The following is a 26,024-nucleotide window of genomic DNA, read 5'->3' as shown; positions in this document are numbered from 1 at the left end:
ACCCTCCGTGAGTTCGTGTGGGCGGGCGCCGTACGTCAGCGGCCGTTGAACTGCTGGTCGAGCAGGGCGAAGAGCTCGTCCGGGCTCGCGGACTCCAGCCGGGCGGCCGGTTCCGCGGGCGGGGCGGCCCATTCGCGCAGCAGACCGCCCAGCCGGGTCGCCAGGTGTCCGCGTGCGGTGTCGTCCAGCGGGTGCGCGGCCACCACCTGGCGCAGGTGTTCGACGGCGGCGTTCACCGCGTCCTCGCCGCTGCCGTCCGGCGTCGTGCCGGCGGCGGTGCCCGTGCCCGTGTCCGAAGTCGCGTCCAGCGCCAGTTCGGACAGCAGGTGCGCCGCGAGCGCGGCGGGGGTCGGGTAGTCGAAGACCAGGGTCGCCGGCAGGCGCAGGCCGGTCACCTCGGCCAGCCGGTTGCGCAGCTCGACGACCGTGAGCGAGTCGAAGCCGAGCTCCTTGAACGCGCCGTCGGCGTCGATCGCCCCGGCGGCGGACTCGGGGTGGCCCAGCACCAGGGCCGCCTTGACGCGGATCAGGTCGACGAGCCTGCCCGGCCGGTCCGCCTCGGGCAGAGCGGCCAGCTCGCGGCGCCAGGACGCGGAGTCGGGCGCGCCCTGTTCCCGGGTGCCCTGTCCCCGGGTGCCCTGTGCCTGCCTCGGCTCCCGGACAGGCGTACGCACGAGCGAACGCAGGACGGGCGGCAGCTGACCCGCCCGCGCGATGGAGCGCAGCGCCGGGAAGTCGACGCGGGCCGGCACCAGGCAGGCGCTTCCGGCTGTGCCCGCGGCTGTGCTCGCGGTGTCGAACAGCGCCAGGGCCTCCTCCGACGACATCGCCACGACTCCCGCGGCGGCGAGCCGCCTGAGCTCGGTCTCGTCCAGCGCGCCGGTCATGCCGCTGGGCTGCGCCCACTGGCCCCAGGCGAGGGACAGCCCCGGCAGGCCGAGGCCCCGGCGATATTCGGCGAAGGCGTCGAGGAAGGCGTTGGCGGCGGCGTAGTTCGCCTGCCCGGCCCCGCCGAGAACGCCGGACACCGACGAGAACGAGACGAATTCGTGCAGCTCGTGGCCGAGGGTCAGCTCGTGCAGGTTGACCACCGCGTCGACCTTGGGCCGCAGCACCCGGTTCAGGCGCTCCGGCGTCAGCGCCGAGACGACGCAGTCGTCGGTGCGGCCCGCCGCGTGGATCACCGTCGTGAGCGGGTGCTCGGCGGGGATGCCGGCCAGCACGTCGGCGAGCGCCGCGCGGTCGGCCGCGTCGCACCGGGCCACGGTCACGCTCGCCCCGAGCTCGGTCAGCTCCTCGACGAGCCGATCCGCGCCCGGCGTGTCGCCACCCCTGCGGCCCAGCAGCAGGAGCCGCCTCGCTCCCCGCGCGGTGACCAGGTGCCGGGCCAGCAGGCCGCCCAGCGTGCCGAGACCTCCGGTGATCAGTACGGTTCCCTCGGCGGGCCCGGCCGGCCGCCCCGCCGCCGCGTCCGACCGGACGCCGGCTTGAACATCGGCCCGGACGCCGGCCTGGGCATCTGACCGTCCGCCCGGCCGGATGTCGGCCCGGACGAGCCGGCCCACCCGGATCACGCCCTCCCGGATCACAACCTGTGGCTCGCCGGACGCCAGCGCGGTGGGCAGCGCGTCGGCGGACCGGGCCGTCCCGTCCGTGTCCACCAGCGTCAGCCTGCCGGGGTGCTCGGACTGGGCCGACCGGATCAGGCCCCAGACCGACGCGGCGGCCAGGTCCGGGAGGCCGCCGCCCTCCGGCGCCACCGCGTTACGGGTCAGGATGACCAGCCGGGAGGCGGCGAACCGCTCGTCGGCCAGCCAGCGCCGGACCAGGGCGAGCACCTCGCCGACGGACGACCGGACCGCTCCGGCGACGCCCCCGGGAGCACCCGGAGCGGGCTCGGGAAGCCGCACCACGACGTACTCCGGCACGGAAGCACCGGACTCCGGCAATCCATCGAGTGCGCCCGCCAGCCCACCGGCCGCTGAGCCGGTCCGAGCATCCGCCAGAGCGTCGGCCGACTTGGCGACCGGCGCGGTGCCCAGCGCGTCACCCGGTATGCCGGCAGACGGTTCAGCCGATGCGTCCGTCACCGATTCGGCCGGCGAATCTCCCGGTGTGTCTGCCGCACTGCTTGCTCCGTCGGCTGCCACCCGGGCCGAGGCGGCGGCCGGTGGGCCGGACGGCGTCGCCGGGTGCGGGTAGTGGTGCGCCGCCCAGGGGGCGGGTTCGCCGCCGAGCACCGCGCACCGCTCCGCCCGTACGCGCTGGGCGGGCAGCGGCTGGAGGGCCGGCCAGTCGAGGCGGAAGAGCGAGTCGCGGTGAGGGGCCCGCGCCGCCTGCAGCTGTTCGGCCGTGATCGGGCGGGTCACCAGGGACTCGACGGTCAGGACGGGCGCGCCGGTCTCGTCGGCGGCGAGGATCGCCACGCTCTGGTCACCCGTACGGGAGAAACGGACCCGCAGGGTGCCGGACCCGGCGGCGTGCACCGCGACGCCGTGCCAGGCGAACGGCACCCGCAGTTCCCCGGCCTGTTCCCCAGTCGCCGCCTGGCCGGCCGCCATCGCGTGCAGCGCGGCGTCGAACAGCGCGGGGTGGACGCCGTACCCCTGCGGGGCGGCCTGGGCGGCCTCGGGCAGCGCCACCTCGGCGAACAGCACCTCGCCGCGCCGCCACACGCCGCGCAGCCCCTGGAAGGCCGGGCCGTAGTGGAACCCGCCTTCGTCCAGACGGTCGTACACCCTGGTGACGTCGACCGCCGAGGAGCCCGGCGGAGGCCAGGAGCCCCGCAGGTCGTCCCACTCCGGCGCGTCCGGGTCGCCGGGCGCGCCGGCCAGCAGGGCGCCTTCAGCGTGCCGGGTCCACGGCCCGTCGGCGGCGGCGTCACCGGTCTCGTCGCCGGCGGGCCGCGAGTGCAGGGTCAGGGACCGCCGGCCCGTGCCGTCGTCGGGTCCCACGATCATCTGCACGGTCAGGTCGCCTTCGGCGGGGACGACGACGGGCGCGTGCAGGGTCAGTTCCTCGACGCCGCCGAGCCCGGCGCGGGCCGCCGCGTGCGCGGCCAGTTCGACCAGCGCCGTGCCCGGCAACAGGACCGTGCCGGCCACCGCGTGGTCGGGGATCCAGTCGTGAAGGGCGGGTGAGACACGCCCGACGAACACCTCGCCCCCGTCACCCGCGTCGCCCCCGTCGCCCGCGAGGTCGACGGCGGCGTCGAGCAGCGGGTGGCCGGGCTCGGACAGGCCGAGCCCCGCGGCGTCCCCTTCCCGCCGGGCGGGAGCGTCGACCCAGTACCTGCCGTGCTGGAAGGGATAGGTGGGCAGGGAGACGCGTCTGGCCGTGGTCCCGGCGTAGAGGGCGGGCCAGTCGACGGTGGCGCCGTGGGTGTAGGCCTCCGCCGCCGAGGTCAGGAACCGGGCGAAGCCGCCGTCGCCCCGCCGGATCGAGCCGACCACCCCCGCCTCGACACCCGCCTCCTCGACAACCCCCCGCAACCCCAACCCCAGCACCGGATGCGCCCCACACTCCACGAACAACCGGTAACCATCACCCAGCAACGACCCCACCGCACCCGCGAAATCCACCGGCCGCCGCAAATTCTCAAACCAATACCCCCCACCCAACTCCTCCCCCCCGACCAGCCCCCCGGTCACCGTCGAATACACCCCCACCCCGCACGCACGCGGCTCCACAAAGGCCAAAGCGTCGGCCAAGTCCTCCCGCACCGCCTCCACCTGCGGCGAATGCGACGCATACTCGATCGCCACCCGCGACACCCGCACCCCCGACCCCTCACACCACGCCGCAAGCTCCCCCAGCGCCGCCAACTCCCCCGACACCGCACACGACCGCGGCCCGTTCACCGCAGCCACCACCAACCGACCACCCCACCGCCCCACCAACGCCTCGGCCTCCCCCGCCGAGCACCCCACCGACACCATCCCCCCACGACCCGCCAGCACCCGACGGATCGGACCACCCCGCGCCACCACCAACCGCGCCGCATCCTCCAAACTCAACGCCCCCGCCACACACGCCGCCGCGATCTCCCCCTGCGAATGGCCCACCACCGCCGACGGCACCACCCCCACCGACCGCCACACCTCCGCCAGCGACACCATCACCGAGAACAACGCCGCCTGCACCACCTCGTCCCGCTCCAACAGCACCCCCGCACCCCCACCGGGACCACTACCGGGACCGCTACGCAGCACCTCCCCCAACGGGAAATCCACCAACGGCTCGAACGCCGCCACACACTCCTCCACCCGCGCCGAAAACACCGGCGACTCCGCCAGCAGACCCGCCGCCATCCCCGCCCACTGCTGCCCCTGACCCGGGAACACGAAGACCACGCCGCCCTCGGCCACCCGGCCGCGTACGACGCCGGGGGCCTGCCTGCCCTCCGCCAGTGCCGCGAGGCCGTCGGCCATTCCGGCGCGATCCGGCCCGAGCACCACCGCGCGGTGCTCCAGCGCCGACCGGGTGGTCGCCAGGGACCACCCGACGTCGGCGGCGGACGCGTCCGACGCCGCCAGGAAGGCGCGCAGCCGGTCGGCCTGCCCGCGCAGGGCGCGCTCGTCGTGCGCGGTGACGGGCCAGGCGAACATCTCCGGCGTCTCCGGCCCGGTCACGGTGAGCGCCTCCCGGAAGGTCTCCCCGAGTGCCTCCCCGGACGACTCGCCGATCTGCTCGCCACGCCTCCTGTCCGGCCGCTCACCGCGCTGCCCGACCGGGTGCTCGGCCGGCTGCTCGTCGGCCTGCTCCAGGATGACGTGGGCGTTGGTGCCGCTGATGCCGAACGACGACACCGCCCCGCGCCTCGGCCGGTCGGTCCCCGGCCACTCGACCGGCTCGGTCAGCAGCGACACCGCACCCGCCGACCAGTCCACCCGCGAGCTGGGCGTACGGACGTGGAGGGTCCTGGGCAGCACGCCGTGCCGGATCGCCTCCACCGTCTTGATCACACCGGCGACGCCCGCGGCGGCCTGGGTGTGGCCGATGTTCGACTTCACCGAGCCGAGGAACAGCGGGCGCTCGCGGTCCTGCCCGTACGTCGCCATCAGGGCCTGGGCCTCGATGGGGTCGCCGAGACGGGTGCCCGTCCCGTGCGCCTCCACCATGTCCACGTCCGACGGCGCCAGCCCGGCGTCCGCCAGCGCCGCGCGGATCAACCGCTGCTGCGCCAGGCCGTTCGGCGCGGTGAGGCCGTTGGACGCGCCGTCCTGGTTCAGGGCGGTGCCCCTGATCACCGCGAGCACCCGGTGGCCGTTGCGCCGGGCGTCCGACAGCCGTTCCAGCAGCACCAGCCCCACGCCCTCGGCCCCCGAGGTGCCGTCGGCGTCGTCGCTGAAGGGCTTGCTGCGCCCGTCCGGCGCGAGCGCGCGCTGCCTGCTGTACTCCACGAAGAGGACGGGGGTCGACATCACCGTCACGCCGCCCGCGAGCGCCATCGCGCACTCTCCCCGGCGCAGCGCCTGGACCGCGAGGTGGATCGCCACGAGCGAGGAGGAGCAGGCGGTGTCCAGGGTGATGGCGGGCCCCTCCAGACCGAAGGTGTAGGCCACCCTGCCGGACGCGAGGCTGCCGGCGCTGCCGTTGCCCAGGTGCCCCTCCACCTCCTTGGGCACGGGCCGCACCCGGACGGCGTAGTCGTTGTACATGACGCCGGTGAAGACGCCGGTCTGGCTGCCCCGGACCGACGCCGGGTCGATCCCGGCCCGCTCGAACAGCTCCCAGGAGGTCTCCAGCAGCAGCCGCTGCTGGGTGTCCAGTGTGAGCGCCTCCCGGGGCGAGATGCCGAAGAACTCGGGGTCGAACCCGGCGACGCCGTCCAGGAACCCGCCCTCACGGGCGTAGCTGTGCCCGTGACTGTCCGGGTCGTCGTCGAACAGGTTCGCCAGGTCCCAGCCGCGGTCGTCCGGGAACCCGCCGATCGCGTCCTCGCCGGCGGACACCATCCGCCAGAGGTCCTCGGGGCTGGTGACGCCGCCCGGGTAGCGGCAGCTCATCGCGACGACGGCGACCGGCTCCCGGGACGCGGCCACCTGACGCCGCAGCCGTTCGGTCTCCTTCAGCGAGGTCCTCAGGGCGTCGAGAACGCGGTTGTCCTGGTTGGTCATGGATGGCGCCTTCCGAACGGCTGTTGTCATCAGTCAGTGACGCTGTTGGCCATGGCGATCAGGGCCTCGGCGTCCATCGAGTCGATCTGCTCGTCGTCGTGCCGGCCCTCGGCCCCCTGCTGCCCCGCGAGATGGAGCAGCCGGTCGAGCAGGCCGCTGTCGCGGAGGGTGTCCAGGGGAATCGCCGCGAGGGCGGCGCGGATCCCCGCGTCCCGGGTGGCGGCCTCGTCCGGCGCCGGGGCCAGTTCGGCCAGCAGGAACTCGGCGATCGCGCGGGGGGTCGGGTAGTCGAAGACCAGGCTGGCCGGCAGCTTCAGCCCGGTCGCCGTCCGCAACCGGTTGCGCAGCTCGACCGCCGTGAGGGAGTCGAACCCGAGGTCCCTGAAGCGCCGGTCCGCCTGCGTGAGATCTCCCGGGCGGTGGCCGAGCACCACCGCCGTCTCGGCGAGGACGGCCCTGACGACCGCCTGCTCGCGCTGCGCCTCGGGAAGGCTCCCGATCCGGCGCAGCAGGCCGTGGCCCCCCGCGCCGTTTCCGTTCCCGCCGCCCGTGCCGCCTGCGTTCGCCGGGCGGGACGCGGCGGGCACGAGGGCCCGGAGCCGCGCGTTCAGCACGCCGTCCCGGGCCCGCCCGCGCAGCACCGCGAGGTCGAGCCGCACCGCCACCGGTGCCGGTTCGCCCAGCGCGACCGCGGCGTCGAGCAGCGCGAGGCCCTGCGCCGAGGTCAGCGGGACGACCCCGGACGCGGCCATCCGCCTGCGGTCCTGCTCACCGAGACCGCCGGTCAGCCCGCTGGTCGCCTCCCACATTCCCCAGGCGACCGACGTGGCCGTCAGCCCGAGGGCCCGGCGGTGCGCGGCCAGCGCGTCCAGGAACGCGTTGGCCGCCGCGTAGTTGCCCTGGCCCGCCGCGCCGAGGACCCCGGCGGCCGAGGAGAACAGCACGAACGCGGTGAGATCGAGGTCGCGGGTGAGCTCGTGCAGGTGCGACGCCGCGTCCACCTTGGCCCGGAACACGGCGTCCAGGCGCTCGGGTGTCAGCGACGCGACCACCCCGTCGTCGAGCGCACCGGCGGCGTGGACGACCGCGGTGACCGGATGCGCCGCCAGCAGGCCGGCCACGGCGTCCCGGTCGCCCAGGTCGGCCGCGACGATCACCGTCTCCGCGCCGAGCTCCGCCAGCTCGGCTGCCAGTTTCTCCGCGCCGTCGGCCGCCGGACCGCTCCGGCCGGCCAGCACGAGCCGCCGGACCCCGTGCTCGGCCGCCAGGTGCCGGGCGACCAGCCCGCCCAGCGTGCCGGTGCCACCCGTGATCAGCACGGTTCCGTCCGGGTCCCAGCCGCGGCCACCCGTCGCGGCGTCCGGTGCGGGGACGAGGCGCGGCGCGTACACGACCCCGTCGCGTACGGCGACCTGTGGCTCGTCGTGGGCGGCGGCGGCCTTCAGTGGTTCGGGGCCGGGCTCGTCCACGTCGACGGTCACGAGCTGGAACCGGCCGGGGTGTTCCGCCTGGGCGGACCGTACGAGCCCCCAGGCGGCGGCGCGGGCGAGAGCGGCGGGCTCCGCCTCGGCCGCCTCCCGGCCGACCAGCACCAGCCGCGACTCGTCGAACACGTCGTCCGCGATCCACGTCTGCACGAGCCGCAGCACGTGGCCGGTCACGGACCGTACGGCGAGGGGGAGACCGGGTTCGGCAGGGGGTTCGGCAGCGTGCTCGATCGGCGCGAACACGACCGCCGGGACCGGCAGCCCGGCCTCGATCGCCGCCCGCAGTTCCTCGATGCCGTCGAAGGCCTCCATCCCGGGGAGGGGTGTGCCGCCGACGACCGCCCAGGGTCCGGCGGCGGGGGTCCCGGGCACCGGCAGCTCCGCCCATTCCGTGCGGTAGAGGTGGTCACCTCTGGGCGGGTCCATCGCGCGGAGGAGCAGCGACGACACCGTGGCCACCGGTTCGCCGAACGCGTCCGTGGCGAGCAGCGCGAACCCGTCCGCGCCGGTGGGGGTGATCCGCACCCGCAGGGCGGTCGCGCCGGTGGCGTGCAGCGCCACGCCGGACCACGAGAACGGCAGCATCGGCGCGTCCGCCTCGGTCACGAGGGCGAGGGGATGCATCGCGGCGTCGAGCAACGCCGGATGCAGGACGTACCCGGCCGTGTCGAGTTCTCCGAGGGGCTCGATCTCGGCGAAGATCTCCTCGCCGCGCCGCCAGGCGGCCCGTACGCCCTGGAACGCCGGGCCGTACCCCAGCCCGGTGGCGGCGAGACGGTCGTAGAGATCGGCGGGGTCGAGCGGCTCGCCGCCGGGCGGCGGCCACTCGGTGAGGTCGCCGGGCCGCTCCGGGGAGCCGGGCGCGAGGGTCCCGGTGGCGTGCGACGTCCAGTCGCCGCCGTCGGCGCGCGCGTGCACGGTGACGGACCTGCGGCCGTCCTCGTCGCCCGCGCCCACGGTGACCTGGACCTGCGTCGCGCCGTCTCCTTCCAGCACCAGAGGGGCCAGGATGGTGAGCTCCTCGACGAAGGGGCAGCCGGTCTCGCTCCCCGCGCGGCCGGCCCATTCGACGAAGGTCGTGCCGGGTACCACGACCGAGCCCCGGACGGTGTGGCCGGTCAGCCACGGATGCGCGCCGGTGGACACCTTCGCGGTGAAGACGTGCCCGTCGGAGGCCGCGAGCGACACCGCCGCGGACAGCATGGCGTGGTCGACGGAGTCGAGGCCCGCCGACGAGACGTCCGCGGCGCCCCCGGCGTCGAGCCAGTAACGCCGGTGCTGGAAGGCGTACGTCGGCAGGTCCACCCGCCGGCCCGCACCCTCCAGCGCGGCCCGCCACGCCACACCCGCTCCCGCCGTGTACGCCTCGGCCAGCGAGGTGTGGAGCCGCCGGAGGCCGCCGTCGCCGCGCCGCAGCGTCCCGACGGCCGTGACGCCGTCGGCGACGCCCGTCAGCACGGGATGGGCGCTGCACTCGACGAAGACGTGGTCCTCGAACGCGCGCAGCGCCAGGTCGAAGCGCACCGGGCTGCGCAGGTTGCGGTACCAGTACTCCGCGTCCAGCGTCGTGCCCTCGGCGAAACCGCCGGTGACGGTGGAGAAGAACGGCACCTCCGTGTCGCGGGCCGCCACCGGCCCCAGCGCCTCCAGCAGTTCGTCCTCGATGCTCTCGACGTGAACCGAATGCGAGGCGTAGTCGACGGGGATGCGCCGGGCGCGGTCCCATCGGGCCAGGACCTCCTCCAGTGCCTCCGGGTCGCCGCCGACGACGGTGGCGTGCGGGCCGTTGACGGCCGCGACCGACAACCGGCCGTCCCGCCCGGCCAGCCACTCCTCCACCTCGGCGAGCGGCGCGGGCACCGACGCCATGCCGCCGTGCCCGGCCAGGGACCGCGCGATCACCTGGCTGCGCACCGCCACGATACGGGCGGCGTCCTCCAGGCCGAGCGCGCCTGCCACGCACGCCGCGGCGATCTCCCCCTGCGAGTGGCCCACCACCGCCGAGGGCGTCACCCCGAACGACCGCCACACCTCGGCCAGCGACACCATCACCGCCCACAGCACGGGCTGGACCACGTCGACCCGTTCCAGGGCCGCCGCGTCGCCGAGCGCCTCCCGCAACGACCAGTCCACGTAGGGTTCCAGCGCCCGCGCGCACTCCTCCAGCCGCGCGGCGAACACCGGCGAGGACTCGGCGAGCTCTACCGCCATCCCCGCCCACTGCGACCCCTGGCCGGGGAAGACGAACACCACGTTCCGATCGCCGTCCGCGGGCACCACCCCGCTCAGCACGTTCGCGGCCGTGTCCTGGCCGACGATCGCGGTCAGGCCGGCCAGCGCCTCCTCCCGGTCGCCGCCGAGCACGACCGCCCGGTCCTCCAGCGCGGCGCGACCGGCCAGCGAGACCGCCACATCGGTCAGGGCCACCTCCGGCCGTGCTTCCAGGAACGACTTCAGCCGCTCCGCCTGCCCACGCAAACCCTCCGCGCCACGCCCCGACACCAGCAGCGGGACCGGACCCCGCCACTCCCGCTCCGGCTCCCGCTCAGGCTCGGCTTCCGGGGCCTGCTCCAGCACCACATGGGCGTTGGTCCCGCTCACCCCGAACGCCGACACGCCCACCCGCCGGGGCCCGCCCGTGACCGGCCACTCCACCGGCTCGGTCAGCAGCGACACCGCCCCGGCCGGCCAGTCCACGTACGAGCTCGGCGCGCTCACGTTCAACGTCCGGGGCAGCACCCCGTGCCGCATGGCCTGGATCATCTTGATGACCCCGCCGACGCCCGCCGCGGCCCCCGTGTGGCCGATGTTGGACTTCAGCGCCCCCAGCCACAGCGGCCGGTCGCGGTCCTCCCCGAACGTCTCGACCAGCGCCTGCGCCTCGATTGGGTCGCCGAGCCGGGTGCCGGTGCCGTGCGCCTCCACCGCGTCCAGATCGGACGGCTCCAGGCCCGCGTCGGCCAGCGCGGCCCGGATCACCCGCTGCTGCGAGGGACCGTTCGGCGCGGTCAGCCCGTTGGACGCGCCGTCCTGGTTCACCGCCGACCCGCGCAGCACGGCCAGCACCTCGTGCCCGTTGCGCCGGGCGTCCGACAGCCGCTCCAGCAGCACGATCCCGATGCCCTCGGCCCAGGCGGTCCCGTCGGCGTCGTCGCTGAAGGGCTTGCACCGCCCGTCGGGCGCCAGCCCGCGCTGCCTGCTGTACTCGACGAAGAACGCCGGGCTCGACATCACCGTCACGCCGCCCGCCAGCGCGAGCGTGCACTCGCCCCGGCGTAGCGACTGCGCGGCCAGGTGCATCGCCACCAGCGACGAGGAGCACGCCGTGTCCACCGTCATCGCCGGGCCCTCCAGGCCCAGCGAGTACGCCACCCGCCCGGACGCGATGCTGCCCGTGTTGCCGTTCCCGAGGTAGCCCTCGACGTCCTTGGGCACCCGCCGCATCCGCATGGCGTAGTCGCCGGTCATGATCCCGGCGAACACGCCCGTACGGCTGCCGCGCAGCGACCTGGGGTCGATCCCCGCCCGTTCGACGGCCTCCCACGAGGCCTCCAGCAGCAACCGCTGCTGCGGGTCCATCGCGAGCGCCTCACGCGGGGAGATGTCGAAGAAGGCGGCGTCGAAGTCTCCGGCCTCGTGCAGGAACCCGCCCGCGCGCACGTAACTGTGGCCGTGGCTGTCGGGGTCGTCGTCGAACAGGTTCGCCAGGTCCCAGCCGCGGTCGGCCGGGAACGCGGAGATGCCCTCGCGGCCGTCGAGCAGCAACCGCCACAGGTCGTCCGGGGTGCGCACGCCGCCGGGATAGCGGCAGCTCATCCCGACGACGGCGATCGGGTCGTCGGCGGAGTCACCGGCCGGGGCGGCGGCCTTGCCGGCGGCCGGCTCCCGGACGGCGGCCCGCGCCGCCCGCCCCGGCCGCCCCGTGCCGGCGCCGGTCAGCTCCGTCATGAGCCGCTCCGCGAGCGCGGCGGGGCTCGGATGGTCGAAGACGACCGTCGCGGGCAGCTTCAGGCCCAGCTCGGCGTTGAGCGAGTTACGCAGCTCCACCGAGGTGAGCGAGTCGAAGCCCAGCTCGTCGAACGACCTGCCCGCCTCCACCGACTGCGGGCTGTGGTGCCGCAGGACGTCGGCGACGCGCTCACGCACCAGGCGCAGCACCGCGCCCGCCCGCTCGCCCTCGGGCAGGGCCGCCAGCTGACGGCCGTACTCTCCTCCCGCTCCGCCGGAGGCCGCGCGGCGAAGCGGTCCGCGTACGACGCCCCGCAGGAGCGGATGCGCCTCCGACGCCCGCACCCGGGCGGTGTCGAGCCGCGCGGCCACGTAGGCCGCCTGCCCGCCCGTCACCCCGGCGTCGAACATCGCCAGCGCCTCGTCCGTGGCCAGCGGGGACAGACCCGACCTCGCCAGCCTGGCGCGGTCGGCGCCGGCCAGCCCCTCGGTCATGGCGCTGGTCTCGGCCCACTGTCCCCAGGCCAGGGAGGTCGCGGGCAGCCCGTCCGCGCGCCGCGCGCGGGCGATCGCGTCGAGGGCCGCGTTGGCGGCGGCGTAGTTGCCCTGCCCGGCCGCGCCGAACACCCCGGCCGCCGAGGAGAACAGGACGAATGCGGTCAGGTCGCGGCCTCGGGTCAGCTCGTCGAGGTGACGTGCGGCGAGCACCTTCGGGTTGTGGACCCGCGCCATCCGTTCGGGCGTCAGCGACTGGATCACGCCGTCGTCGAGCACGGCGGCGGCGTGCACGACGGCGGTGATCGGGTGGTCGGCCAGCACCCGCGCCAGCGCCTCCCGGTCGGTCACGTCGCACGCGACGACCGTCACCTCGGCCGGCACCTCCTTGACCAGTTCGCGTACGCCCGGTGTCTCCGGCCCTCGGCGGCCGGCCAGGACGAGGCGGCGGACCCCGTGCGCGGTGGCCAGGTGCCGGGCGATCAGGCCGCCGAGCGTCCCGGTGCCGCCCGTGATCAGCACGCAGTCGTCCGCCGACCAGACGGAGCCCTCCGCGGTGACCCGCTTCAGGCGGCGGACGAAGACCTCTCCTTCGCGTACGGTCACCTCGGGCTCGTCCATCGCGAGGATTCCGGCGACCAGCCCGTCGACGGCGGTGTCCGCGTCGACCAGGACGATCCGGCCCGGGTGTTCCGCCTGGGCCGACCGGACGAGCCCGGCGACGGCCGCGGCGGCCGGATCGTGATCGGCGTTCGTGGTCACCACCACGAGCCGGGAGCCGGCGAACCGCTCGTCCGCCAGCCACGCCTGCAGCGAGCCCAGCACGTCGCCGGCACCGGTGAGGAGCACCACGTCCGCCGCCTCGGTGCGCTCGTCGACCCGGTCCACCGACGTGATCGTCAGCGGCTCGGCGGCATGCGGTTCGGCGGCGGGGAGTTCCGCGGGCACCCGGTCCACGACGAGCAGGGGGGTGGCGGCGCCGATCCTCTCGGGAACCGGCCGCATGACGACCGACTCCGCCGTCAGCACCGGCCGGCCCTCGTCGTCGGCGAGGTGCAGGGAGAAGACGCCGTCGGCGGACGGGGTCAGCCGTGCCCTGACCGTGGTGGCTCCCGCCGCGTGCACCGACACCCGCTGCCAGGCGAAGGGCAGCCGCGGGGTGCCGGTCAGCTCCAGGACGGCGGGCTGCAGGGCCGTGTCCAGCAGCGCCGGGTGCAGCACGAACCCCTCGGACGCGAGACCGGCGGGCGACGCCGCCTCGGCGAACCACTCGCCGTCCCGCCGCCACGCCCGGCGCAGCCCGCCGAAGGCGGAGCCGTAGTCGTACCCGTGGGCGGCGAGCGCGGCGCGCACCTCGGCGAGGTCGACGGGTGTGGCGTCCGGCGGCGGCCACGGCATCGGCTCGGCGGCGGCGGTGTCGCGGCTCACCGTCCCGGTGGCGTGCCGGGTCCACTCCGTCTCGCCGCTCGCGCGGGAGTGCACGGCGAGCGAGCGGCGCCCGGAGTCGTCGGGGGCGCCGACGCCGACCTGGATGTCGACCAGGCCGCCGCCCCGGAACACCAGGGGGTTTTCGAGCGTGAGCTCGTCGACCATCGTGCAGCCGGCCTCGTCGGCGGCCCGGACGGCCAGCTCGACGAACGCCGTGCCGGGCAGCAGCACCGTGCCCAGCACCCGGTGGTCGGCGATCCACTGCCGCGTGCCGGTGGACAGCCGGCCGGTGAGCAGCACGCCGCCGGAGCCGGCCAGCCGGGTCGTCGCGTCCACCATCGTCTGCGAGGCGGACGCGCCGTCGAGCCAGAAGCGCCGGTGCCGGAAGGCGTACGTCGGCAGGTCCACCCGCCGGCCCGCGCCCTCCAGGGCGCTCCGCCAGTCGACCGGGACGCCCCGCACGTGCGCCTCGGCCAGCGATGTCAGGAGTCTGCCGACGCCGCCGTCGCCGCGTCGCAGCGACCCCACCGACACGACGTCCGTGCCCGCCGTGACCACCGGGTGGGCGCTGCACTCGACGAAGACGTGGTCGGCCAGCGCGCGCAGCGCCAGGTCGAAGCGGACCGGGCTGCGCAGGTTCCCGTACCAGTACTCCGCGTCCAGCGCCGCGCCCTCGACGAAGCCGCCGGTGACCGTGGAGAAGAACGGCACCTCGCCGTCACGGGCCGCCACCGGCCCGAGCACCTCCAGCAGTTCGTCCCGCACCGCCTCGGTCTGCGGGGTGTGCGACGCGTAGTCGATCAGCACCCGCCGGGCGCGGTCCCATCGGGCCAGGACCTCCTCCAGGGCCTCCGGGTCGCCGCCGACGACGGTGGCGTGCGGGCCGTTGACGGCCGCGACCGACAAGCGGCCGTCCCGACCGGCCAGCCACTCCTCCACCTCGGCGAGCGGCGCGGGCACGGACACCAGGCCGCCCCGGCCGGACAGCGACCGGCCGATCACCTGGCTGCGCAGGACGGTGACGCGCACGGCCTCCTCCAGGCTGAGCGCGCCCGCCACGCACGCCGCGGCGATCTCTCCCTGCGAGTGGCCGACCACCGCCGAGGGCGTCACCCCGAAGGACCGCCACACCTCGGCCAGCGACACCATCACCGCGAACAGCGCCGGCTGCACGACGTCGACCCGCCGCAGGGCTTCGGCGTCGCCCAGCACGTCCCGCAACGACCAGTCCACGTAGGGTTCCAGCGCCCGCGCGCACTCCTCCAGCCGCGCGGCGAACACCGGCGAGGACTCGGCGAGCTCCACCGCCATCCCCGCCCACTGCGACCCCTGGCCGGGGAAGACGAACACCACGCCCCGGTCGCCGTCCGGACCGTCCAGGCCGGCCGGGCCCCGCACCACACCGGCCGCCGACGCGCCGCGCGCCACCGCCGCCAGACCCGCCAGCGTCTCGTCCCGGTCGCCGCCGAGGACGACGGCCCGGTCCTCCAGCGCGGCGCGACCGGCCAGCGAGACCGCGACGTCCGTCAGGGCCACCTCCGGCCGTGCTTCCAGGAACGACCGCAGCCGCTCCGCCTGCCCGCGCAAACCCTCCGCGCCGCGCCCCGACACCAGCAGCGGGACCGGACCCCGCCACTCCCGCTCCGGCGCCTGCTCAGGCCCGGCATCCGGGGCCTGCTCCAGCACCACATGAGCGTTGGTCCCGCTCACCCCGAACGCCGACACACCGACCCGCCGGGGCCCGCCGGTGACCGGCCACTCCACCGGCTCGGTCAGCAGGGACACCGCCCCGGCCGGCCAGTCCACGTGCGGCGAGGGCTCGTCGGCGTGCAGCGTCCTGGGCAGCACCCCGTGACGCAGGGCCTCGACCATCTTGATCACACTGGCGACACCCGCGGCCGCCTGCGTGTGGCCGATGTTGGACTTCAGCGCCCCCAGCCACAGCGGCCGGTCGCGGTCCCGCCCGAACGTCTCGACCAGTGCCTGCGCCTCGATCGGATCGCCGAGCGTGGTGCCGCTTCCGTGCGCCTCCACCGCGTCCAGATCGGACGGCTCCAGGCCCGCGTCGGCCAGCGCGGCCCGGATCACCCGCTGCTGCGAGGGACCGTTCGGCGCGGTCAGCCCGTTGGACGCGCCGTCCTGGTTCACCGCAGATCCACGCATCACGGCCAGCACCTCGTGCCCGTTCCGCCGGGCGTCCGACAGCCGCTCCAGCAGGAGCATGCCGACTCCTTCGGCCCAGCCCGTGCCGTCGGCGGACGCCCCGAAGGACCGGCACCGGCCGTCCGGGGAGAGCCCGCGCATGCGGCTGAACTCGAAGAACACGCCGGGGTTCGCCATCACCGCCGCGCCCCCGGCCAATGCCAGCGTGCACTCGCCCCGGCGCAGCGACTGCGCGGCCAGGTGCATCGCCACCAGCGACGAGGAGCACGCCGTGTCCACCGTCAGCGCCGGGCCCTCCAGGCCCAGCGAGTAGGCCACCCGCCCGGACAGGACGGCGTCCAGATTGCCGGTGACGACGTGGCCCTCCAGTTCCGCGGGCACCTCCTCCAGCCTCGGCCCGTACTCCTGGCTGCTCGATCCGACGAACACGCCGGTGCTCGTGCCGTTCAGCGCCGTCGGGTCGATCCCGGCCCGCTCGAAGGCCTCCCAGGAGGTCTCCAGCACCAGGCGCTGCTTGGGGTCCATCACCAGGGCCTCACGCGGCGCGATCCGGAAGAACGCGGCGTCGAAGCCGGCGACGTCCGCCACGAAGCCGCCGTGCCGCACATAGGTCGTGCCGGGGTGGTCGGGGTCGGGGTGGTAGATCGCTTCGAGGTCCCAGCCGCGGTCGCGCGGGAACTCCGTGATCGCGTCCACCCCCTGGTCCACCAGCCGCCAGAGGTCCTCCGGCGACCGGACCCCACCGGGAAAACGGCAGCTCATCCCGACGATGGCGATCGGCTCGTCGGCGACGGCCCCGATCGTGGCGGTGGGACGCGACTCGGCCGCGTCGCCGTACATGCGCGTCAGCAGGTGGGTGGTGAGCGCCTCCGGCGTCGGGTAGTCGAAGACGAGGCTGCTCGGCAGGGTGAGCCCCGTCGCCGCCGCCAGCCTGGTCCGCATGTCCACGGCGGTCAGGGAGTCGAAGCCCATCTCCCGGAACGTCCGTCCCGTCACCTTCGCCGCGTCGGTGTGCCCGAGCACCGCGGCGACCGTGCCCGACACCAGTTCGCGTACGGCCCTGCGGCGGTCGGCCGCCGCGACCACGCCGAGCCCGGCGGACGGCACGGGCGCCGCGGGTGCCGGGGACAGCGCCCGGCGGACCTCGGGCAGTTCGGAGATCAGCGGGCTCGGCCTGCCGACCGTGAATGCCGGAGCGAACCCGGCCCAGTCCACGTCGGCGACCGAGAGGAAGGTCTCGTCGTCCGACAGCGCCTCGTAGAACGCCGTGAGCGCGTCGCCGGAGCGCATCGGCCGCAGGCCGAGCCGCTCCAGCCGCTCCCCCATGCCGTCGGCGCCGCTCTCGCTGCCGGCCCACACGCCCCAGGCCAGGGACACCGCGCGCAGCCCGCGCGACCTGCGCCGCACGGCCAGCGCGTCGAGCACGGCGTTCGCGGCCGCGTAGGCGCCCTGGCCACCGCCGCCCCACACGCCCGCTCCCGAGGAGATCAGCACGAAGCCGTCGAGATCCCGGTCGAACAGCTCGTCCAGGTTCTCCGCCCCCACCGCCTTGCCGCGCATCACCTCGGCGGCCTCGGCCGGGGTCAGGTCCTCCAGGTCCCGCCAGTGCGGGATCCCGGCCGCGTGCACCACCGTACGGATCGGGCCGTCCGTCTCCACCGAGGCGACGAGCTCCGCGAGGGCGGCGCGGTCGGCGGCGTCGCACGCGGCGATCGTGACCCGCGCGCCGAGCGCGGTCAGCTCGGCCGCGAGGTCGGCGGCGCCCGGCGCGTCCGGGCCGCGCCGCCCGGTCAGCACCAGGTGCTCGGCGCCGTCGGCGGCGAAGCGGCGGGCGATCCGCGCGCCGACGTTCCCGGTGCCACCGGTGATCAGCACGGTTCCCCGGGGCCGCCAGGTGGCCTGCGTCCGGTCCGCGCGGGGAGCCCGGGTCAGCCGCCTGCCGAGGACCCCCTCGCGCCGGATCGCGACCTGGTCCTCGCCGCCGGCGGCCAGCACGGCCGCCAGCCGCCGGTAGACCGCCGCGTCGGCGTCGGCGTCGGCGTCGGCGTCGGCGTCGGCGTCGATGCCGGTGTCGTCTGGCAGGTCGACCAGGCCGCCCCAGCGGCCGGGGTGCTCCAGCGCGGCGACCAGGCCGAGGCCCCAGACGGCCGCCTGACGCGGGGACGGGGAGTCCACGGCCACCGCGCCGCGGGTGGCGACCCACAGCGGCGCCTCCAGACCGGCCTGGATCAGGGAGAGCGTGACGCCGAAGGGGTCGGGGTCGGTGAGCGCGGCGAGTGAGAGCACGCCGGCCAGGCCGGGGGTGCCGGCCGCGACCTCCGGCAGCGACTCCACGGGGACGGCGACCGCGGTCGCGCCGGCGGCGGCCAGTGATGCGGTGACCAGCGCGGCCGTGACCGGGCCGGCCGGCTCGTCCCCCGTGGCCACGAGCCAGGTCCCGCGCAGCCGGGGTGCCTCGTCCTCCGCGACGGCCCGCCATTCGATTCGGTAACGCCAGTCGTCCACGGGAGAGGCGGCCGGTGGGACGGGGGTGTCGAGCCAGTAGTGCTCCCGCTGGAAGGCGTAGGTCGGCAGGCCCACCACGCGGGGCTCCGGGCCGAAGGCCGGCGTCCAGTCGACCGGCGCGCCACGCGTCCACGCCTCCGCCGCCGAGGTGAGAAAGCGCCGGGGCCCGCCGTCGTCGCGGCGGAGCGATCCCACGGCGACGACGTCCCGCCCGGCCCGTTCCGCGAGGTCCGAGAGGCCCGCCGTCAGCACGGGGTGCGGGCTCGCCTCGACGAACGCGTTGACGCCGTCGTCGAGCAGGGCACCCACGGCGGCGTCGAGGCGGACCGGTTCGCGCAGGTTGCGGAACCAGTAGCCCGCGTCGAGCCCGGCCGTGTCCAGGCGCTGCCCGGTCACGGTGGAGTAGAACGGCACGTCGGTGGTGTGGGGGGTGACGGGGGCGAGGACCTCGGTGAGTTCGTCGCGGATCGTCTCCACGTGTGCCGAGTGGGAGGCGTAGTCCACCGGGAGCACCTTGACGTCGGCCGGGATCGCCTTCACCTCGGCCGCCAGCTTCCGTATCGCCTCGGCGTCACCCGACACCACCGTCGCCGACGGGCCGTTGACCGCCGCGACCTCGACCCTGCCCTCCCACCCCGCAAGCAGTCGCCGCACCCGCTCCACCGGCAACGCCACCGACGCCATCCCACCGCGCCCGGCCAGCGACCGCGCGATCACCTGACTGCGCACCGCCACCACCCGCGCCGCGTCCTCCAGACTCAGCGCACCCGCCACACACGCCGCCGCGATCTCCCCCTGCGAATGGCCGACCACCGCCGACGGCGTCACCCCGAACGAGCGCCACAGCTCCGCCAGCGACACCATCACCGCCCACAACGCGGGCTGCACCACATCCACCCGCTCCAACGCCGCCGCATCCCCCAAAACCCGCGGCAACGACCAGTCCACGAACCGATCCAGCGCCCGCCCGCACTCCGCCAGCCGCCCGGCGAACACCGGCGACCACTCCGCCAGCTCCACCGCCATCCCCGCCCACTGCGACCCCTGACCGGGGAACACCAGCGCGACGCGCCGCGGCTCGCTCCCGCCGCCCCGCACGACGTCCGCGCCGGAGAGCAGTTCCGCCCGCCCGGCGCCGAGCAGCACCGCGCGGTACGGCAGCGTGGCCCGGGTCGTGGCCAGCGAGTATCCGACGTCGGCCGGCGCGAGGTCCGGGCCGGCCTCGACGAACTCCTTCAGCCGTTCCGTCTGGGCGTCCAGCGCGGCGGCGCTCCGTGCGGAGACCACCCACGGCACGATCGCCGGCGCCGTGCGGTCACCGTCGGTCTCAGACATTCGTCTCCCCCTGTTCCAGCACGACATGTGCGTTCGTCCCGCTCACCCCGAACGCCGACACGCCCGCGCGGCGTGGCCGGCCGGCCTCCGGCCAGGCCGTGTGCCCCGTGAGCAGCTCGACCGCGCCGAGAGACCAGTCCACGTTCGGGGTGGGCTCGTCGACGTGCAGCGTCTTGGGCAGCACCCCGTGGCGCATGGCCTCGACCATCTTGATGACGCCGCCGATCCCGCTGGCGGCCTGCGTGTGACCGATGTTCGACTTCAGCGAGCCCAGCAGCAGCGGCCGCTCGCGGCCCTGCCCGTACGTCGCCAGCAACGCCTGGGCCTCGATCGGGTCGCCCAGGGTCGTCCCGGTGCCGTGCGCCTCGACCGCGTCGACGTCGGCGGCGGACAGGCCGGCGTCCGCAAGCGCGGTATTGATCACCCGCTGCTGCGACGGCCCGTTCGGCGACGACAGGCCGTTGGACGCGCCGTCCTGGTTCACCGCGCTTCCCCTCAGCAGCGCCAGCACGGGATGCCCGTTCCGGCGCGCGTCCGACAGGCGTTCCAGCACGAGGACGCCGGCCCCCTCGCCCCAGGAGGTGCCGTCGGCGGCGGCGGCGAACGGCTTGCACCGGCCGTCCCGGGCGAGACCACGCTGGCGGCTGAACTCCACGAAGAGCAACGGGCTGGACATGACGGTCACGCCGCCGGCCAGCGCGAGCGTGCACTCGCCCCGGCGCAGCGACTGCGCCGCGAGGTGCAGCGCCACCAGCGACGACGAACACGCGGTGTCCACGGTCAGGGCCGGGCCCTCCAGGCCCAGGGTGTAGGCGACCCGCCCGGACGCGACGCTGACCGCGAATCCGCTGGCCAGGTAGCCCTCGTACTCGCCCGACCCCTCCGGGGCGTTGAGCTGCCGCGCGCCGTAGGTGCTGTTCATCACACCGGCGAACACACCGGTCCGGCTGCCGCGGACGCTGTCCGGGTTGATCCCGGCCCGCTCCAGGGCCTCCCACGCGGCCTCCAGCAGCAGCCGCTGCTGCGGGTCCATCGCGGTGGCCTCGCGCGGGGAGATCCCGAAGAACCCGGCGTCGAACCGGGTCGCGTCGGTCAGGAATCCGCCCTCGCGCACGTAGCTGCGGCCGGGCCGGTCCGGATCGTCGTCGAACAGGTTCGCCAGATCCCATCCCCTGTCGGTGGGGAAGCCGGTGATCGCGTCGCCGCCGGACGCGACCAGCCGCCACAGATCCTCGGGTGACCGGACCCCGCCGGGAAAGCGGCAGCTCATGCCGACGACCGCGATGGGCTCGTCGGACCGGGCGGCGACGGTGACCGGACCGACCGGCTCCGCGCGCCCGCCCGGCGACCCGGCCGCGAGCGCCCCCGCGATGGCGTCCGCGACCGCCCGGGGCGTCGGCCGGTCGAAGACGAGCGTCGCCGGCAGCCGCAGCGCGAACTGCCTGTTCAGCCTGTTGCGCAGCTCCACGGCGGTGAGTGAGTCGAAGCCCATCTCCTTGAAGGCCCGGTCGCCGTCGACCTCGGCGGCCGAGTCGTGCCCGAGGATGCCGGCGACGTGGTCGCGGACCAGGCGCAGCACGGCGTCGAGGCGTTCGGCCGCGGGCAGGGCGGCGACGCGGCTCGCCGTGTCACTCCCCATGTCGTTCCCCGTGGCCCCCGCGACGTCTCCGCCGGACGCGCCGGCCTCCCGCCGCACCGGTGTCCGTACGAGGGCGCGCAGCATCGCGGGCACCTCGGCCGACGCCGCCCGCGCACGCAGCGCGGCGGGGTCCAGCCGGGCGACGACGGGAGTGCCCACGCCCGTGGCGAGGCCGGCGTCGAAGAGGGCGAGCGCGTCCTCCGTGGACATCGGGGCGATGCCGAGCCGGACCTGCCTGGCCCGGTCGGTGCCGGTCCGGTGGCCGGTCATGCCGCTCTCCTCCGACCACAGGCCCCAGGCGAGCGACGTCGCGGGCAGGCCCTCGGCGCGGCGGGCGGCGGCGAGCGCGTCCAGGGCGCAGTTGGCCGCCGCGTAGTTGCCCTGGCCCGGCGCGCCGAACACCCCGGCGACCGACGAGCACAGGACGAACGCGGTCAGGTCCCGGTCGCGGGTGAGCTCGTGCAGGTGGACCGCGGCGGTCACCTTGGCCGCGCGCACGGTCTCCAGCCGCTCGGCCGTCAGCGCCTGGACCACCCCGTCGTCGAGCACGGCCGCGGCATGCACGACCGCCGTGACCGGGTGGTCCTCCAAAACCGCGGCCAGGGCGTCGCGTTCGGTGACGTCGCAGGCCACGACCGCGACCTCGGCGCCCAGCTCGTCCGTGAGCTCGTCGCGGAGCCCGGCGGCGCCCGGCGCGTCCGGGCCGCCGCGGCTGACCAGCACCAGACGGCGTACGCCGTGGGCGCGCACCAGGTGGCGGGCCAGGGCCGCGCCGACCGTTCCGGTGCCCCCGGTGATCAGTACGCGGTCCCGGTCGCTCCACGGGGGATCGCCCTGCGCGGGCCCGGGGGCGGGCTCAGGCTCGGGTTCGGTGAGGCGCAGGCGCGGCGCCTCGAACACCCCGTCGCGCACCCAGACCTCGGGTTCGCCGGTGGCGAGGATCTCGGCGGCCCGGCCGGCGATCGCGTCCGGGTCGTCGGTGTCCACCAGGACGAAGCGGTCCGGATGCTCGGTGATGGCCGACCGCATCAGTCCCCGCACCTCGGCCTGGCCGAGGTCCGTCCCGGCGTTCCGTGTGACGACCATCAGGCGTGACGACGGAGGTCGCTCGCCGGCCAGCCAGGCCTGCGCCACCTCCAGGACCCGTTCGGCCGGGGCCGCGAGCAGAAGCACGACGTCGACGGCCGGCTCCGGCTCGCCGAGCTCGGTCGCACTGCGGACGACGGCCGTCGTCACGGCCGGGTGATCCTCGGGAGGCGTGACGGTCGCGGGCCGGATCGCGTACGGCCGGGCGGCCGGACGGCCGAAGAGCCCCGCGGTCGCGGGCCGGGAGACGAGCGAGCCGGCGGTCAGCACCGGCCTGCCCTCGCCGTCGGAGAGCTCGACCGACAGCCCGGTGTCCGCGGGCGCAAGGCGGGCTCGGAGCGTCGTGACCCCGGTGCGGTGGAGGGCGATGTTCCGCCACGAGAACGGCAGCTCCAGGGTGTCGACGACGATGCCGTGCAGCGCGGCGTCGAGCAGGGCGGGATGCACGCCGAACCCGTCGCTCGGCACGCCCTCCGGCAGGGCGGCCTCCGCGAAGATCTCCTCGCCTCGCCGCCAGGTCCGGCGCAGGCCCCGCAGGGCCGGGCCGTAGTCGTACCCCTGCGCGGCCAGCCGCGCGTAGACGTCGGCGGCGCCGGTCCCGCCGGAGGCCGGCGGCCAGTCCGTGAGCCCCGTACCGGACTGTGTGCCGGGCGGGGCGCCGGTGGCGAGGACCCCGGTGACGTGCGCCGTCCATCCGGCCTCGTCGAGTGCCCGCTCGTCCCTGGAGTAGACCGTGATCGTGTGCCGTCCCGCGTCGTCGGGAGGGGTGACCGCCACCCGCAGCCGTACGTCCCCGCCGTCGGCCGGCAGCGTGAGCGGGGTCTGCACGACCAGCTCCTCGACCAGGTCACGGCCGAGGCGGCCGCCCAGATGGAGCGCCAGCTCCAGGAACGCCGTCGCCGGCACCGTGACGATCCCCTGCACGGCGTGGTCGGCCAGCCAGGGCTGTGTGGCGAGGGAGAGTCTTGAGGTGTAGAGGAACCCGCCCGGCTCGGGCAGCTCGACCTCGGCGCCCAGCAGCGGGTGCCCGGCCGCCGACAGGCCCAGATCGGCCGCGTCGGCGGCTCCGGCCCGGCCGCCGCCGACCCAGTAGCGCCGGCGCTGGAAGGCGTAGGCCGGCAGGTCCACCCGAGGGCCCGCGCCGGCCAGGTGACCCCGCCAGTCGACGGGCACGCCGTTCGCGTGCGCCTCCGCCACGGACAGGAGGAACCTGCCGCCGCCTCCGCTGCCGCGCGACAGCGAGCCGACCGAGGTGACGTCGACCGCCGGGGTCAGCACCGGGTGGGGACTGCACTCGATCATCACGTGGTCGTCGAACATCCGGGCGGCCTCGTCGAACCGGACCGTCCGGCGCAGGTTCTGGTACCAGTACTCCGCGTCCAGCGAGGCGCCGTCGGCGAAGTCACCGGTCACCGTCGAGAAGATCGGCACGTCGGTGGTGTGGGGGGTGACGGGGGCGAGGACCTCGGTGAGTTCGTCGCGGATGGCCTCCACGTGTGCCGAGTGGGAGGCGTAGTCCACCGGGAGCACCTTGACGTCGGCCGGGATCGCCTTCACCTCGGCCGCCAGCTTCCGTATCGCCTCGGCGTCACCCGACACCACCGTCGCCGACGGGCCGTTGACCGCCGCGACCTCGACCCTGCCCTCCCACCCCGCAAGCAGCCGCCGCACCCGCTCCACCGGCAACGCCACCGACGCCATCCCACCGCGCCCGGCCAGCGACCGCGCGATCACCTGACTGCGCACCGCCACCACCCGCGCCGCGTCCTCCAGACTCAGCGCACCCGCCACACACGCCGCCGCGATCTCCCCCTGCGAATGGCCCACAACCGCCGACGGCGTCACCCCCAACGAGCGCCACACCTCCGCCAGCGACACCATCACCGCCCACAACGCGGGCTGCACCACATCCACCCGCTCCAACGCCGCCGCATCCCCCAAAACCCGCGGCAACGACCAGTCCACGAACCGATCCAGCGCCCGCCCGCACTCCGCCAACCGCCCGGCGAACACCGGCGACCACTCCGCCAGCTCCACCGCCATCCCCGCCCACTGCGACCCCTGACCGGGGAAGACGAACACCACACCCGGACGGCCGCTCGCGGCCCGCACCACCCCGCTCACCACGTCGGCGGCCGCGCCGCCGTCGCCGATCGCGGCCAGGCCCGCGAGCAGACCGGCCCGCTCGCTCGCGACCACCGCCGCGCGGTGCGACAGCGCGGACCGGGAGGCCAGCGCCGCGGCGACACCGGACACGGGCAGCCCCTCGTGCTCGTCCAGGAACGACCTGAGGCGCCGCGCCTGGGCGCGCAGGCCCTCCTCGCCCGCGCCCGACAGGACGAAGGGGAACGGCCCCCCGGAGTGCGCGGCAGGGTGAGCGGGAGGCTGGCCGGCGGGAGCGGGGCCGGCCGGTTCGTCCGGCGCCTCCTCGATGACCACGTGGGCGTTCGTGCCGCTGAGCCCGAAGGAGGACACGCCCGCGCGCCGCACCCGCTCTCCGGCGGGCCACCCGCGCTCCTCGGACAGCAGCCGCACCGCGCCGGCGTCCCAGTCGATGTGCGGGGAGGGCTCGTCCGCCCACAGCGTCCGGGGCAGCGTCTCGTGCCGCATCGCCAGCACCATCTTGATCACGCCGGCCACGCCGGCCGCCGCCTGCGTGTGGCCGATGTTCGACTTCACCGACCCCAGCCACACCGGCCGGTCGTCGGGGCGGCCGGCGCCGTACGTCGCCAGCAGGGCCTGGGCCTCGATCGGGTCGCCCAGCCGGGTGCCGGTGCCGTGCGCCTCCACCGCGTCGACGTCGGCGGGCGACAGGCCCGCGTTGTCGAGGGCGTCCCGGATCACCCGCTGCTGCGAGGGGCCGTTCGGCGCGGTCAGCCCGCTGCTCGCACCGTCCTGGTTCACCGCCGAGCCGCGCACGACCGCGAGCACCCGGTGCCCGTTGCGCCGGGCGTCGGACAACCGCTCCAGCACCAGCACGCCCGCTCCCTCCGCGGGCCCGAAACCGTCCGCCGCCGCGCCGAAGGCCTTGCACCGCCCGTCGGCGGAGAACGCCCGCTGGCGCGAGAAGGTGACGATGGTCGCCGGGCTGGACATGACCGTGCACCCGCCCGCCAGCGCGAGGGCGCAGTCTCCCTGCCGCAGTCCCTGTACGGCGAGGTGCAGCGCCACCAGCGACGACGAGCACGCCGTGTCCACCGTGACGGCGGGCCCCTCCAGCCCGAGCACGTAGGCGAGGCGGCCCGAGGCGATGCTCGTCGAGTTGCCGGTGGCCGCGAAGTCCTGCACGTCCTGGGGCGCCCGCAGGGGGTCGGTGAGGTACTCCGAGGGCAGCACCCCGAAGTACACGCCGGTCCGGCTGCCCCGGAGGGAGGCCACGTCCAGGCCCGCCCACTCCAGCGCCTCCCACGACGACTCCAGCAGCAGCCGCTGCTGCGGGTCCATGGCGAGGGCCTCACGCGGGGAGATCCCGAAGAACCCGGCGTCGAAGTGCGCGGCCTGCGGGAGGAACCCGCCCGCCCGTACGTAGGTCTTCCCTGGCGCGTCCGGGTCGGGGTCGTAGAGCCGCTCGACGTCCCAGCCTCGGTCGCCGGGGAATCCGCGGACGGCGTCGCGGCCCTCCGACAGGATCGTCCACAGCGCCTCCGGGGAGTCCGCCCCGCCAGGGAGGCGGCAGGCCATCCCGACGATCGCGATGGGCTCCCGGCTCCGCGCGGCGAGCTGCCGGTTCTCCTCCCGAAGCCGTTCGGCCTCCTTCAGCGAGGAGCGCAGGGCCCGCACTACCTCTTCGAGGGATGCGTTCATCGTCCGTCCCACCCT

At 75.6% G+C, this 26,024-nt stretch carries 3 protein-coding genes; all 3 read right to left on the bottom strand.

All coding sequences use genetic code 11. The features are described 5' to 3' along the window. Positions 1 to 35: 35 nt before the first annotated feature. The 3 genes from HHX40_RS22450 to HHX40_RS35860 are packed head-to-tail and all read right to left on the bottom strand — an operon-like array spanning position 36 to position 26,009. Positions 36 to 6,119: a type I polyketide synthase gene (locus tag HHX40_RS22450; RefSeq protein ID WP_182882183.1), complete on the bottom strand. Its 6,084-nt coding sequence runs from the start codon at positions 6,117 to 6,119 to the stop codon at positions 36 to 38. A gap of 29 nt (positions 6,120 to 6,148) precedes the next feature. Then, entirely contained in the window at positions 6,149 to 19,480 is a 13,332-nt protein-coding gene (locus HHX40_RS35865) for a type I polyketide synthase (RefSeq protein WP_220499453.1), read from the bottom strand. Continuing rightward, positions 19,473 to 26,009 carry a type I polyketide synthase gene (locus tag HHX40_RS35860; RefSeq protein WP_220499452.1) on the bottom strand — a complete coding sequence of 2,179 codons (6,537 nt, stop codon included), beginning with the start codon at positions 26,007 to 26,009 and terminating at the stop codon, positions 19,473 to 19,475. Before HHX40_RS35860 ends, HHX40_RS35865 begins: the two co-directional genes overlap by 8 nt. Positions 26,010 to 26,024 lie beyond the last annotated feature (15 nt).

Source organism: Microbispora sp. H10949, from assembly GCF_014161435.1.
Taxonomy (GTDB): Bacteria; Actinomycetota; Actinomycetes; order Streptosporangiales; family Streptosporangiaceae; genus Microbispora; species Microbispora triticiradicis.
Note: the sequence above shows the minus strand (reverse complement) of the source record. Positions and strands in the feature narration are given on the sequence as shown.

Coding starts and splice junctions, on each gene's coding strand:
- HHX40_RS22450 (WP_182882183.1), bottom strand. CDS start 6,119: ATGACCAACCAGGACAACCGCGTTCTCGACGCCCTGAGGACCTCGCTG.
- HHX40_RS35865 (WP_220499453.1), bottom strand. CDS start 19,480: ATGTCTGAGACCGACGGTGACCGCACGGCGCCGGCGATCGTGCCGTGG.
- HHX40_RS35860 (WP_220499452.1), bottom strand. CDS start 26,009: ATGAACGCATCCCTCGAAGAGGTAGTGCGGGCCCTGCGCTCCTCGCTG.